12 protein-coding genes, 3 tRNA genes and 1 pseudogene are annotated in these 14,602 nt (G+C 40.2%); 6 read left to right on the plus strand and 10 right to left on the minus strand.

Going from position 1 to position 14,602, the window contains the following annotated elements; genetic code table 11:
• Positions 1-12 precede the first annotated feature (12 nt).
• From hfq to orn, 10 genes are all read right to left on the minus strand, one after another.
• Entirely contained in the window at positions 13-270 is a 258-nt protein-coding gene (gene hfq, locus ABIS04_RS16030; protein WP_137225466.1) for an RNA chaperone Hfq, read from the minus strand.
• Between the two features lie 83 nt (positions 271-353).
• Positions 354-1,280: a tRNA (adenosine(37)-N6)-dimethylallyltransferase MiaA gene (miaA, locus tag ABIS04_RS16035; protein WP_350431704.1), complete on the minus strand. Its 927-nt coding sequence runs from the start codon at positions 1,278-1,280 to the stop codon at positions 354-356.
• A gap of 1 nt (position 1,281) precedes the next feature.
• Positions 1,282-3,129 carry a DNA mismatch repair endonuclease MutL gene (gene mutL, locus ABIS04_RS16040; RefSeq protein ID WP_350431706.1) on the minus strand — a complete coding sequence of 616 codons (1,848 nt, stop codon included), beginning with the start codon at positions 3,127-3,129 and terminating at the stop codon, positions 1,282-1,284.
• A gap of 1 nt (position 3,130) precedes the next feature.
• Complete coding sequence (locus ABIS04_RS16045) at positions 3,131-4,462, minus strand: N-acetylmuramoyl-L-alanine amidase (RefSeq protein ID WP_137225460.1); 1,332 nt, start codon at positions 4,460-4,462, stop codon at positions 3,131-3,133.
• 7 nt (positions 4,463-4,469) lie between these two features.
• Positions 4,470-4,928: a tRNA (adenosine(37)-N6)-threonylcarbamoyltransferase complex ATPase subunit type 1 TsaE gene (gene tsaE / locus ABIS04_RS16050; protein ID WP_137225458.1), complete on the minus strand. Its 459-nt coding sequence runs from the start codon at positions 4,926-4,928 to the stop codon at positions 4,470-4,472.
• A gap of 172 nt (positions 4,929-5,100) precedes the next feature.
• Positions 5,101-5,556, minus strand: coding sequence for a hypothetical protein (locus ABIS04_RS16055; RefSeq protein WP_137225456.1), 456 nt, complete (start codon positions 5,554-5,556; stop codon positions 5,101-5,103).
• A 531-nt stretch (positions 5,557-6,087) separates the two neighbouring features.
• Positions 6,088-6,163 (minus strand) — tRNA-Gly (locus ABIS04_RS16060).
• A gap of 22 nt (positions 6,164-6,185) precedes the next feature.
• Positions 6,186-6,261: transfer RNA gene (locus ABIS04_RS16065), tRNA-Gly, on the minus strand.
• A gap of 22 nt (positions 6,262-6,283) precedes the next feature.
• A tRNA-Gly gene (locus tag ABIS04_RS16070) sits at positions 6,284-6,359 on the minus strand.
• A gap of 126 nt (positions 6,360-6,485) precedes the next feature.
• Positions 6,486-7,031, minus strand: a complete 546-nt coding sequence (gene orn, locus ABIS04_RS16075; protein ID WP_140235135.1) for an oligoribonuclease — start codon at positions 7,029-7,031, stop codon at positions 6,486-6,488.
• 112 nt (positions 7,032-7,143) lie between these two features.
• Here orn and rsgA point away from each other — a divergent pair, with 112 nt between their 5' ends.
• The 6 genes and pseudogenes from rsgA (at position 7,144) to ABIS04_RS16105 (ending at position 14,537) form a co-directional block, all read left to right on the plus strand.
• Positions 7,144-8,205 carry a small ribosomal subunit biogenesis GTPase RsgA gene (rsgA, locus tag ABIS04_RS16080; RefSeq protein WP_140235136.1) on the plus strand — a complete coding sequence of 354 codons (1,062 nt, stop codon included), beginning with the start codon at positions 7,144-7,146 and terminating at the stop codon, positions 8,203-8,205.
• Positions 8,206-8,284: 79 nt separating this feature from the next.
• Positions 8,285-9,151, plus strand: coding sequence for an archaetidylserine decarboxylase (gene asd / locus ABIS04_RS16085; protein WP_350431707.1), 867 nt, complete (start codon positions 8,285-8,287; stop codon positions 9,149-9,151).
• A 5-nt stretch (positions 9,152-9,156) separates the two neighbouring features.
• A pseudogene (locus ABIS04_RS16090) lies at positions 9,157-10,031 on the plus strand (DMT family transporter).
• An 18-nt stretch (positions 10,032-10,049) separates the two neighbouring features.
• Entirely contained in the window at positions 10,050-13,289 is a 3,240-nt protein-coding gene (locus ABIS04_RS16095; protein ID WP_371833608.1) for a mechanosensitive ion channel domain-containing protein, read from the plus strand.
• A gap of 25 nt (positions 13,290-13,314) precedes the next feature.
• On the plus strand, positions 13,315-14,049 hold the full coding sequence (locus tag ABIS04_RS16100) for a glycerophosphodiester phosphodiesterase (protein ID WP_137225446.1): 735 nt from the start codon (positions 13,315-13,317) through the stop codon (positions 14,047-14,049).
• A 296-nt stretch (positions 14,050-14,345) separates the two neighbouring features.
• Positions 14,346-14,537, plus strand: coding sequence for a bacterioferritin-associated ferredoxin (locus ABIS04_RS16105; RefSeq protein ID WP_137225444.1), 192 nt, complete (start codon positions 14,346-14,348; stop codon positions 14,535-14,537).
• Positions 14,538-14,602 lie beyond the last annotated feature (65 nt).

The following is a 14,602-nucleotide window of genomic DNA, read 5'->3' on the forward strand; positions in this document are numbered from 1 at the left end:
TTCCTTTTCAAATTATTCAGTGTCACTTTCTTCATCATGAGCAGTGCCCTGATGATTAGTAACATTAAATGGGCGTGCTGGTACTACTGTTGAAATAGCATGCTTATAAACCATTTGGCTTACAGTATTTTTCAACAAGATAACAAATTGATCAAATGATTCAACCTGGCCTTGTAATTTAATACCATTCACTAAATAAATAGAGACTGGTACACGCTCTCGACGCAAAGCGTTCAAAAATGGGTCTTGTAAAGATTGCCCCTTAGCCATTTTCAATTTCCTTTTTTATTTTAAAATATGTTGAATTAAGTTTTATTGTTTAGTTTTAGTATTATACAGCAACGGCTAATAAGCTAGCGGCTTTGTCGCATAAGTGTAACTAAATTCCCTTCTACACCACTTTCAAGCCATTGTAAATCTGGCCAACTCCTCAACCATGTTAATTGACGTTTGGCCAATTGCCTAGTGGCTGCGGTAGCTTTTTCGACCATAGTATTATGATCAAATTCATTATCTAGGTACTGCCAACACTGTCTGTAACCAACACAACGCATAGATGGTAGCTCTAAATGCAAATCATCACGGGCTTTTAAACGCGCAACTTCTTCGATAAGACCTTGTTCTAACATGATATTAAAACGTTTACCGATTAATTCATGTAATACTTTTCGATCGTTTGGTGCAATTGCAAATTGCATCACATCATACGGCAAAGCAACAGACTTAGTTTGTGTCAATTCAGTCATTGTTTTGCCACTGATCCGATAAACCTCTAATGCCCGTGACAATCGTTGTGGATCATTCGGATGAATTCTAGCCCCAGCAACAGGGTCAATGTTACACAATTCTTGATGTAGTACGTCCCAACCGTCTATTTCTGCTTGAGCTAATATTTGCTGTCTAATACCTTCATCTGCACTGGGTAAAGGTGATAATCCCTCTAACAATGCCTTAAAATACATCATGGTGCCACCCACTAATAAAGGGGTCTTACCACGACTAATGATATCTTCAATAGCTAATAGTGCATCTAAGCGAAAATCTGCTGCTGAATAACTTTCGCTGGGATCAAGAATATTAATCAATTTATGCGGAGCCATTTCTAGCTCTTCAGCACTGGGTTTAGCAGACCCTATATCCATATCACGGTAGATTAATGCTGAATCTACCGAGATAATTTCGCAATTATGTTTGGTCGCCATTTCAATGGCTAGTGCCGTTTTGCCTGAGGCAGTAGGCCCCATTAAAAAAATCACTTTCGGCTTATCGACACTGTTCACGTTAATTATCTTTCATCCATTTTTGCCAAGGCAATGCGTGCTCTTGGTCATAACAAGTTTGTTTTATTTCATCATCCAGCAAATAAAATTGCTGCCATAAAGATTGTACAGGCTCAAATTTCGATAAACTTTGTTGTGCAAGCCACTCTACAATAGCACTTTCTGCAGGTTGCTCTAATTGTATCCATTCCAATAGTTCCGGAACAACAATTGCAAGTTGGCTTTCCCTCAAATATGGGGGCACTTTTTTAATAATCAACTGCTGGAAGCGAATTGTTAACTCAATACCCATTTGACGCAGTAGTTGCTCACGTAAGGTTAAGGTGTCTTTCCAATCCAAATCAGCAGCAATCGAAACGGGCATAAGTAAGGGTTGCGACACTAAACCATTAGCTAATTTTGTTTGTATTTCTACTTTTTTGACCGTGAACAAAACTGTTTTTATCGGCAGTAATGATAACTTCTCATCTTTACACATTACCCAATACTCACCTGCTAATAACGCTGGCATGGCAAGCTGAGTTACCTCTTCACTGACATATGACACTGCAGTATTTGGGGTATGCAATAACTGTCCATAATTGGCAATGGCGGTTTTCGTCTCGCCTGAAGAAGGCTTTTTATCATAACTTGGCTTAATTGCAGCTGAATAACCTCCAGATAAGCCATTATTCTTTCCAGGTACATGCATCGAACCATAAGGGCTAACGCTGTTAATAGCCTTACTCGGTTCTTGATTAAGTGTGAAAACAGCTTCTGCGGTGTCGATGATATTCGTATCATGCAGCAAACTTGACTCTGTGTGCATTGGCGCAGAATTTTGCTGAGGCTGTAACGCTTCAGATAACGGCAAAACAGGCATTTCTACTAATGCAGACTGTACCGCTTGTAGAATAAAGTCATGCACATAACGAGATTGATGAAAACGTACTTCATGCTTGGCTGGATGTACATTGACATCAACTTGATGTGGATCAAGTGATAACATCAGCACATAGCCCGGCTGGTGTTCAATGCCATATTCGGCAAAAGCTTGTTTCACTGCATGGTTAACCAATCGGTCTCTAATTAAACGCCCATTGACATAAAAAAAGTTGGTATCCGTGATGACTGAGTCCTGTGGTGACTGCAGATAACCCGTTAATAATAAATCATCATGTTCGCAAGTAATGCTCAACGCTTGTTCAGCAAAAGCTCGACCACAAATTTGCGCCAAGCGTTGTTGAGTTTGAATATCGGTATTTGCAGGCCGATACTGGCGCACTAATTTACCATTGTGTGTCAGAGTAAAATGAATATCGCTGCGCACCATGGCAATCCGTTTTAACCACTCATCAATATGGGTAAATTCGGTTTTGTCGCTTTTTAAGAAACGGCGTCTGGCGGGTGTATTAAAAAATAAATCCACCACTTCAATACTCGAGCCTTGTGGGTGCGCAGCTGGAGTCACTTTTACGTCCATTTGCGAGCCTTCAGCATAGGCCTGCCAGGCTTCAGATTGTTCAGCCGTTTTTGAGGTTAATGTGAGTCGCGACACTGAGCTGATACTGGCTAGAGCTTCACCTCGAAACCCAAAGCTTAAAATAGCTTCTAGGTCGTCTAGGGTATGAACTTTTGAAGTAGCATGGCGCGATAAAGCCAGCGCTAACTCACCTTTAGCAATACCCGCACCGTTATCACGGATACGAATAAGTTTGCTACCGCCTTTATCGATATCAATATCGACTCGCGTTGCACCGGCATCAAGACTGTTCTCTACTAGCTCTTTAACCACAGATGCAGGCCGCTCTACCACCTCGCCTGCTGCGATTTGGTTAGCAAGTTGTGGAGGTAACAGTTCTATCGCCATATTAAGCCCTTGGTATCACAAGTTTTTGACCAACACGCACAACATCATTCTTTAAATTGTTAGCACGTTTAATACTGCTTACCGATACGCTATAGCGTTGCGCAATAACCGATAGTGACTCACCACGTTTTACACTGTGTTTAATGTTAGATTGTTTGGCCATCAAAGAATCAGCAGGCGGATTACTTTCAAAATAGCGTAATACGCCTTTATAAATTGCATTGGCAAGCTTTTCTTGATGATTGCCATTAGATAACAGCCGTTCTTCGTTTGGGTTTGAGATAAAACCGGTTTCAACCAAAATAGACGGAATATCTGGCGATTTGAGCACAGCAAAGCTTGCAGATTCAGGATTTCTTTTATGCAAGTGAGTAATGGTTCTTAAATCGCGTAAAATGTCGCCCGCAATTGAATGGCTAATGGCCATAGAACTGTTCATCGACATATCGAGCAATGTCATTGCAAGGTATTGTTCACTGTCGGTATTTTGAATAATCTCACCAGCGCCACCTAACAATTCTGAGTGTTTCTCTTTTTGCTCTAACCAACGACCAATCTCACTGTTGGCTCGTCGCATTGACAGCACCCAAACAGAAGCACCATTAGGTTGTGGAGAAGTAAAGGCATCAGCATGGATAGATATCAGTAAATCAGCTTTACTGTTTCGGGCGAGCTCAGAGCGTTTATTCAAATTAACGAAATAATCACCACTGCGAGTCATAACAGCACGCATGCCTGAAATCGAATTAATTTTACGGGCCAAGCGCTTAGCAATTTCAAGCACGACACGCTTTTCATGTATGCCTGACGGCCCTATAGAACCAGGATCTTCACCACCATGCCCTGCATCAATGGCTACAACGATATCCCGGGATGACTGATTTGCAGAGCGACGAACAGATTGCTGCACGGCAGATGAACCACCAGCGGAGTCTTCTAAGTCAACCACAAGGCGGTTTCCATACGGTGCAGTCGGTGGCAAAGTAAATAAACTCGATTTTACTGGTTTAGTTAAATCCATCACCAGACGCAAAACGCCTTTTTTAGGAGGAGAGCTAAAACGTATCTTTTTAATGATTTTACTGTTATTAGCAATTTTATCTAAATTGATTTTTGCGCCAGTATCTTGAATATCCACCACCAAACGATGAGGTCCAGTGAGGCTAAAACTGTCATATTTAGGAGATTGAGTTAAATCAAATACCACTCGAGTCGATTCTGGGGCAGCCCAAATTCGCACACTATCAAGTTGATTAGCCGCCCAAACAATATTAGGCAACAAAAACAATAGTATGAAAAGCACAGGGGTGAAAAACGTATTTTTTAAAGTCATTATTATTTTATTTTATATTATTTATAATTGCCTGCCCTGCAGGGGATAAGGCTTGTAATTCAATTTGTCTTTGAGATTCTTTATAACGCAAATGCAAATGTATGTCAGCCTTAGGGAGTAACCCATGGCCATTATCAGGCCATTCAACCAGACAGACACTTCTGTCTGTAAAGTAATCTCGGATCCCCATAAACTCTAGTTCCTCGGGATCAGCTAATCGATATAGATCAAAATGAAAGACATCCATATCACTAAACTCATAAGGTTCAACCAAAGTATAAGTTGGGCTCTTTACTGTCCCTTGGTGCCCTAAACTTTGAATAATCCCCCTGCTTAACGTTGTTTTGCCTGCCCCCAAATCACCGGTAAGGTAAATAGTTAGTGGCGGCACAATCCACTGCGCAATTTGTTGCCCTAGAGCTACAGTAGCTTGTTCATTTTCAAGGGTTTTGAGCAGCAATGTCATGTGAAAAGTCAGCTTCCATAAAAAAGAGTTACAAGAAAGCTAAATATACCAGAAGTTACCGAGGAACTCCCACTGTTCTAGTGGTTATTTTTTGTTAATAAAAAAACCAGCTACTGGGGATAGCTGGCAAACTTACACTTCAGGAAGATAAATCAGAATTTCAATGTGCCGTTTAAATGTCATCCATACGAAGTGTGCTAAGAACTAAACGGTGTTGTTGAGTTTTTGTCACTCGTACTAAATCCATTAATGTATTTTTAATTTCTTCTGTTGGACTGCTCATTGCGGTTTTTTCAACTAACGCAATAAGACGGTTTTCTAGATCAAGATGTAATTCGAGCACAGCCTCTTCATCCATATTGGCAGGTAACATTGTCTCCGCGCAGCGCTTGCTGAAGTCTTCGAAAGTAATGTCCTTATACCAAGTATTTAATATTCTTAATGGTGCACCTTCAATATAGCGCTCTAACGTTTCATATGTATGCCGTTGATGTTGTTGAAAATAATCCAACATCATTTTCACTCTAGAAGAGTCTGCATTATTATCTAAACGCTTATATAACTTTTCCATATCAAGATGACAATTAGCAACATAATCAAGTAGCTCACTTAGCTGTTGGAACCGCATAACACTCAACCTCGTTTAATGCCCAAACATCTTAGGAAAATATTTCTTAAGGTGATTATCAAAGATTACAGCAGTAAATGATTTGAACCAGATCATGTTTTACTTCACCAATATGCTCTTACTTTAGAGATCCATGAAGAAGTGAGTACTAGATCACTTATTTGTTGATTGCAAAACGATTTGCTCAAACACAAATGGTGCAAATTTATTACAATAATAAGGTTCAGGCTGAATTAGACTCGGATTGATGGCCATTAAAAAATGTAGATCGAGCTATACGTTTCTCAATAATGGTTCGAACGGATGATCATATACGACGTCTAGATTGAAAAAGATAGGTATTGTATTTCCTAAAAACGTAGCTGAGCTTAGTGACACAAAGGTAATTAATGGAGGATTTAACAAGAGGAAATGATTTGGAGCGACGTTTCTTTATAAATAAAAAGTGGTTCGAACTGATGACCGCTTTATGACCTCTAGCTTGAACTTGGCAAGCAAAAAAGTATCGTATTTCAAACTAGGGAAGTGATTTGGAGCGACATATCAGGTTCGAACTGATGACCTATACCTTGGCAAGGTATCGCTCTACCAACTGAGCTAATGTCGCGTATCAAAATCATGTAGAAAATTGGAGCGACATATCAGGTTCGAACTGATGACCTATACCTTGGCAAGGTATCGCTCTACCAACTGAGCTAATGTCGCATTACAAAATCATGCTGAAATTTGGAGCGACATATCAGGTTCGAACTGATGACCTATACCTTGGCAAGGTATCGCTCTACCAACTGAGCTAATGTCGCGTACTTTCAAATTTCATTACAACTTTCTATGACTCAGAGTTTGGCGCTCTGTAGAAAGTTGAGGCCGCATTATAGATAAATTTTACTATGCTGCAACCCCCTTTTTAAAGAAAATTGTTCAATTGGTTAAATTTTAAATACTTCTTTGCGATAAAACTGCATTTCAGCAATAGACTCTTTAATATCTTCTAAAGCTTGGTGGGTATTTTTCTTACTAAAGCCATTCATGGTTTCAGGGCTCCAACGACGAACCAATTCCTTGATGGTACTAACATCAATATTACGATAATGAAAATATTCTTCAAGTTCCAACATGTATTTATTCAAAAATCGACGATCTTGACCAATACTATTACCGCACATTGGCGATGCGCCTTTAGGTACATACTGAGCTAAAAAGGTAATCGTTTGTTCAATTGCATCTTGTTCAGAACATTTACTCGCACGAACTCGGTCCACTAAGCCAGACTCTCCATGATGCTTTTGGTTCCAATCATCCATCCCAGCTAGTACATCATCGGTTTGATAAATGGCTAGAACAGGGCCCTGGGCAATGATATTAAGTTCTTGGTCTGTCACCAAGGTTGCAATTTCAATGACTCGATCAACTGCTGGTTCTAAGCCTGTCATTTCTAAATCAACCCAAATGAGGTTATTCGCATCAACAGCCATTTATGCCGCCTTATGTTATCTGTCGCCTAAATTCAGGCATTTTTATAAAAGAGTGTGTATCATACTGTTTTTTTGACACACAAAAAAACACCTATTTAATGAAGATAAGCCAGTGAGTAAAAAGAAACCCCTAAGCCAAGGCCAATTACGCCGAATGCGAGCGAATCAAACCAAGCGATTAAAGCGTGGTGACGATGACACTCAACATGCTGAATTACAGGATAACCTCTTAGGCCCTGAGCAAGCTGGAGTGGTTATTTCTCGCTTTGGCCAGCATGCCGACATCGAAACTGCAGACGGAATTGTCTCACGGTGTAATATTCGCCGCGCAGTGACTAGTTTAGTCACTGGTGATAAAGTGGTGGTCAGATTAGCGACAGAAGTCCAATCTGGCTCCAGTATCGGTGGCATTGTTATCGCCGTTCATCCCCGAACATCTTCGTTAACTCGACCAGATTTATACGACGGCGTAAAAATTATTGCTGCCAACATCGATCAAATCTTAATTGTGTCATCGGTGTTACCCAGCTTTACCACCCAAATAATTGACCGATATTTAGTGGCATCTGAAGATACCGATATTCCACCGATCATCATTCTCAATAAAATTGATTTATTAGATGATACTAATCGTGATGAAATCGAACGAGCTCTAACACGTTACCAAGATATTGGTTATCCCGTTTATAGAGTCAGTAGCCATACGGGCGAAGGTGTTGAAAATATAAAAGAGTTGCTCAATAACAAAGTCAGTGTTTTTGCTGGTCAGTCTGGCGTGGGGAAATCGTCCTTAATTAATGCCTTAATGCCAGAAGCAGAATTGTTAATTGGCGATGTATCCGATAACTCAGGTTTGGGCCAACATACAACAACCACAGCCAAGTTACTGCATTTTGTCAGCGGCGGTGATTTAATTGATTCACCGGGTATACGTGAATTTGCTTTATGGCACTTAGACGCCATCAGGGTTGGTTGGTGTTTTATTGAATTTAGAGAGTTTTTAGGAACATGTAAGTTTCGCGATTGTAAGCATGGCGATGACCCAGGTTGTGCTTTACAACAAGCATTAGCTGATGGAAAAATTACTCAAGATCGCTTTAGTAATTATCAGCGTATTATTGCCAGTTTAGATGAGCAACGTCATGCTCGGCATTTCCGTGCAATTGATGAATAATATTCATTACAGATAGAAGCCTGTAGAATCTATAGCATTAAGTTTATAGTTCAACCAGATTAGAGAAAGGGGAAATACATTGGACTCAATTAAAATTGCTTTGCAATACATGCTGCCAAAACACTTTCTATCACGCTTAGTCGGTAAGTTTGCTGAAGCTGAAGCAGGCGCGATCACCACGGCGGGGATTAAGTGGTTTATCAAAAAATACAAAATTGATATGTCAGAAGCATTGCAGTCTGAGCCAGAAGCTTATAAAACATTCAATGCATTTTTTACTCGAGCGTTAAAACCTGAACTCAGACCATTGTGCCAAGACACCAATATTATGGTGCACCCTGTTGATGGCGCTGTAAGTCAATGCGGCCCAATTGAAGCTGGCAATATTTTCCAAGCCAAAGGTCACAGTTATACCTCTGAAGCATTATTAGGTGGTAATAAGGCTGATGCGGCACGCTTTGATAGTGGCGACTTTGCAACCATTTACTTGGCGCCCAAAGATTACCACCGCATCCATATGCCAATTACCGGCACATTATCAAAAATGACATACGTGCCAGGTGATTTGTTCTCAGTGAATCCACTCACCGCGCAAAATGTGCCAGGACTGTTTGCCCGTAATGAACGTGTCGTCGCAATATTTGAAACCCAAGCAGGCCCGCTTGCGATGGTACTAGTTGGTGCAACCATTGTTGCCAGCATTGAAACTATATGGTCTGGTACAGTTACCCCACCAGGCGGTAAGCAAGTCTTTAGCTGGGATTATCCAACAACAGGGCCAGAAGCATTAACCCTAGAAAAAGGCGTCGAAATGGGTCGCTTTAAGTTAGGAAGCACGGTAGTGATGTTATTTGCCCAAGATGCCATTGATACATTTGCTGATGGCGTCGAACCAGGTGAAACTTCGCGCATGGGTCAACCTTTCGCGAAACTCTCCCAACAGTAATTAATATGACGGTAACTAAACCCCACTCTGGGTTAGTTGAATTACATTTAGCCGTACTACTTTTTGGTGGTACGGCTTTATTTTCTAAACTTATTCCTCTTAGCGCTCTTAACATTACCTTTTTACGCTGTATTATCGCCGCCATCGTGCTCGCCATAATCATTAAAACCACCAAACGCCCACTTAGATTACAACGTCAGCCAAGATTATTGGGAGGCCTTAGCGTTAGGGACGTTAGTTTGCCTACATTGGGTAACCTACTTTGCTGCCATGCAGTTATCTTCTGTCGCCATTGGCATGATTGCTTTTTTTACATATCCCGTCATGACAGTGTTAATCGAACCCTTGATCAATAAAACTCAAATAAAGCTACTTGATGTGATATCCGGTATGACGGTATTAATAGGGGTGATACTGTTGATCCCTGAAGCCAACTTAGATAATGACATTACCTTAGGTATTATAGTGGGTATCATTTCAACAGCATTATTTACTGCCAGAAACTTACTCCATAAACGGGTGTTTTCGCATTACAGTGGACCCCATGCGATGTTTTATCAAACCTTAATCACTTTTTACTGTTAAGCCCTTGGCAAGATGTGTCTCCCCCCAAGATATTAGCCAAACGACTTGGGGATTGATACTGTTACTGGGCGTAGTATTCACAGCTTTACCCCACACATTATTTACTACCGCACTGCCTTATTTAAGCGCCAAAACAGTGGGTTTAGTGTCATGTTTACAGCCATTTTACGGTGCAGTGCTCGCGCTATTAGTCTTAGATGAACAACTCACAATCCGAACCATTATTGGTGGCACAATTATTGTGGCTACGGCTTTATTTGAAACTCAACAAAGTCATCAAAAAAAGCGAGCATAATCACGTAAATTTGCTAACATGGCCGAACTCCAACTTGAGCCAAATATTATGTTTCGTTTAGCGTGTTTATGCCTGTGTTTCCTTATCGTTAATACACTGTCGATTCCTGTATTGGCCAATACCCCTCTGACCTTAGATAAACGTTTGGGGCTTAATAGCCAACCCGAAAATCAACCGCTTGATATACAATCTCAAATTGCAGAACTTGAAAGCAGCATTGAAAAGCTGCAAATAGAACAGCAAACCTATAGCAAAATTGAACGCTCTAACAACCAAATCAAGCTATCGCTTGCAGGGCAACTTCGTGAAGCTCAGGTAGCATTGAATCTTGATGCGGATATCGCGCTTGATCAGCAAGCTTCAATGGCTTATTTTCGTCTATCGGAGTTAAAAGAAACTGAGTCGAGCCTAAATCAGCAGTTACGTGTAATTTCACAACGCCAAACACAATTACCGCAGTTAATTACTCAAGCCGAAAATGCCTTAACTCAGCATAATAAAACCCAACAAGTGCCAATTGATACTCCATTGGGTAAACGTAATAATCTTCAGTCTGCACTGCTAACACAACAAATTGAGACCTTACAAGCTGAACGCTTAGCTAACCCTAAGCAATTAGAAATTACTCAGCTTCAACAACAACTCAATAGATTATCTTTAGAACAACAAGAAGACTTTATTGAGCTGATTAACAAATACAATATTGCGTCTCGTCAGCAACAAACCGCAGATACCATAGCCAACAATTTAATTGATACCCAAGAGCTAGCCGACCCGTGGTCGCTAGAATTAAGTAAATTAAATCAGCGCTATGCAACACAATTACAAACACTGACAAGCAAAATCAAAGCAGCAATAGAGAAACAACAACGAATTGAAAAGCGCTATCAATCACAAAATGCACAACTTTCAAATGTTCTTGAACAAATCACTTGGGTTAAAACCAATTCAGCATTCGGTGACCGTTTCTTGCAAATGCTGCAATCATTACCTAAGCCACCCAATCTTGATAAATTGCAAACAGAATTAGCGGATGCGCGACTAGAACGCTATCAATTAGAACAGCAACAAGCATTAAATAGTCAACAGCTCGATGACAGCGAAACTTTTTCAGAAACGCAAAACAAGTTACTGCAATCACAACAGATACTGATAGAGCAATTGCTGCAGAGTTATGATCAATATTTAGCTGAATTTGCTAAATTACGTATTGGCTATGAACAATTAAATCAATTACATGACACATTAAAAAATACCCTTAACGAACATTTATTTTGGGTACCTAACGCTCCTAGTATTGGCGCATTATGGTTAATTGATTTAAGCCACAGTAGTGTTTGGTTACTGCAATCAAATCAGTGGCAGTCATTACAACAAGCTTGGTCAGAACAAAGTAATTATTGGGCCTGGTGGGGCATTTTATTGTTGTGCTGTTTAATGGCACAAGACATGCTGACACCTAAGTTCAATAAAGCGCTTAATCGTTATGCTGTGTTTGTGGGCAATGTGACGCAAGATAAATTTAAGTACACCATCAAAACGCTCATAATCAGTTTAGTGTATGCCTTGATAAAACCCTTACCGTTAATAGTCGCAGGGATTATTTTCTCAAGTTCAGAGCAAAATATGGTTCATGCTGTGGGCGTCGGCATTTTAGCCATTGGTGTGTGTTTTCTGATTTACCAATTCTTTTTCTTATTAACCTTAGATAAAGGGATTTTAATTAGTCATTTCAGACGACCGAAAAAAATTGTCAAACAAGCACAACAGACTATGGCTTCATTTGTACTGGTATCAGCACCGTTAATTGGCTTAATGGGCTTTACCGAGGCTTTAGATACTTCATTAGTACGCAACAGTATTGGCCGTGGTGCATTTATCATTTTCTGTATTTTGTTGTGCCGACTGTATAAAGATATCATGTTACTTATTGGCCAATATCGTAAAAATAAGCCTAGTGCCACTAACATGGCGATTATTCAACAAGCAGTATGGTTAATCCTGATCGTCACCCCTATTTTTAGTGCTATTTTAGCGGGTATCGGCTACTACTTCACGGCTTTTCAACTTCTATTACAGCTACAGATATCGGTATTATTAGGTTTGGGCTTCTTACTTACCTATCAGTTAATTAAACGTTGGATGCTGATTGAGCGCCGCTTAATCGCGTTTGACCGCGCCAAAGCCAAGCGTGCGGAACGTTTAGCACAACGTGAAAAAGGCGAATTACACAACAATGAACCGATAGAAACCTACGAAGAACCCATTGTTGATTTAGAAACGATTTCTAGCCAATCACTGGGCTTGGTCAGATCAATTTTGATTCTAGCCTTTTTCGCCAGTTTATTAGGCATATTGGCGCAAACGCATACTGCGGTATTCACGTTTTTAGACGGTATTACCTTATGGACCACCAATAGCAATATAAATGGCATTGAGCAACAAGTACCCATTACATTAAAGTCAATTTTATTTGGGTTCATGTTAGTTGGTTTCACGTTAGTAATTGCTAAAAACCTCCCTGGCTTGCTAGAACTTACCTTGTTGCAGAGATTAGATTTATCGCCAGGAACCGGTTTTGCCATCACTACCGTTAGCAGTTATTTAGTGGTGTTTTTTGGCATACTGCTTGGGTTTTCGACCCTTGGCATGGAATGGTCAAAATTACAGTGGCTCGTTGCGGCGCTCTCTGTGGGTTTGGGCTTTGGCTTACAAGAAATTTTTGCTAACTTTATTTCTGGTTTAATCATTTTATTTGAAAAACCCATTCGTATTGGCGATACCGTCACTATCCGCGATCTCTCAGGAACGGTCAGTAAAATCCAAATCAGAGCCACTACGATTGTCGACTGGGATCGCAAAGAAATTATTGTGCCTAACAAAGCTTTTATTACTGAACAATTGGTTAACTGGTCGTTGTCCGATCAGATCACTCGTGTGATCGTGAATGTATCGGTATCTCGTGATGCTGACCCTGCTAAAGTTGAAATGTTACTTCATCAAGCCGTGCGAGAATGTGACTTATCATTAGCTATCCCAGAACCTGAAGTATGGTTTGCAGGCTTTGGTCAACATACACAAGATTATGAAATTCGTTCGTATGCCAAAGACATGTCCGCTCGTTGGCCTTTACGTCACAACTTACATAAACTTATTACTAAAAAGCTTAAAGAAAATAATGTCGAACTTGCTTATCCACAAATGGAAATTCACATTAATCAGTCATCTAAAGAAGATACTGGCTTATATAAAGGTTAATAGGAATATTAATTAAGGACTCCTAATGCTCGTTTTTGCTCACCGCGGCGCTAGCGGTTATGAACCAGAAAACACCTTAGTCGCTATGGATAAAGCCCTCGACTTGGGTGTGAATGCTATTGAACTGGATGTGCATTGCGTAGAGGATGAATTAGTGGTGTTTCACGATCGCCGCTTAGAAGGTAAATCTACTGGTACAGGGCTAATACACTTAACCACCAAAGCAAAACTGGCTCAATGTACCATTGGTGGACAAGCGATTCCTACGCTGTGGCAAGTACTCGAACGGGTAAGTACTAAAAGCAAAGGCTTGTGCACCGTTAATATTGAATTAAAAGGGATTGGCTGCGTACAGTCCTTTATTAGTTTATACCCTCAAGCTCTCAAACTGCTTCACTTTACTCCTGAACAGCTATTAATATCGTCATTTAACCATCCTGATTTAGCTCAAATAAAACGAGCTTTGCCACGAGCGGTTATCTCCCCGTTAATATCGGGTGTACCGTTAGATCTAGCTCAAATCGTGACGACACTGAATGCTTATTCAATTAATCTTGATGTGAGTTTTGTTAATCAAGCGATTGTTGATGATGCCCACCAACGAGGTGGTAAAGTATTTGTATTTACCGTTGATAATGCTGATGATATTAAGGCATTAAAAACGATGGGTGTAGATGGTATATTCAGTAATTATCCAGACAAAGCCATGGAGGCAACAATGATGCCGATAACAACGGATTATAATGGATGGTTTGGGTAAATAATTTAAATATTGAAGCTTAGGGCCTGCACAACTTACATTGTTATTGCATAGTCATAATGATTGAAGTGCTGCCTAGCTGCCAATACTTTCAGAATTATCTCAATTCGGCTATTTGGTCGCTAAAATTAAGATGACAGCCCCCTTTTTTCTTCATCAAAAAATGAGATAGATCAAACTGTAATAAAAATGATCGCCATAATCGATAAAAAGTTATTGCTAATGATAACGGTTTTCATTTAGAATAAGATTACTTTCTTAGCTCAACCTATTTTTGAATGAAGAGGCTTTCTATAATGTACGTTTGTCTTTGTCATGCCATCACTGATACTCAAATTAAAGCTGCCGTAAGCCAAGGTGATTGCTCACTTGCTGACGTGAAAAAGCGTTTGGGTGTTGCTGATCAATGTGGTAAATGTGCGCGAATGGCAACTAACATCATTCAGACTCAGCTAGAGTACGAACCTAATTTCTATGAAGTGGCTTAACCTAGGGCCTGTTGATCTTTCAAGGTTGTTTTTGCAGCGAATTGTTGGTCATTTGTACAAGGCAG

This window comes from Shewanella sp. H8 (genome assembly GCF_040285065.1).
GTDB classification, from domain to species: Bacteria; Pseudomonadota; Gammaproteobacteria; order Enterobacterales; family Shewanellaceae; genus Shewanella; species Shewanella polaris.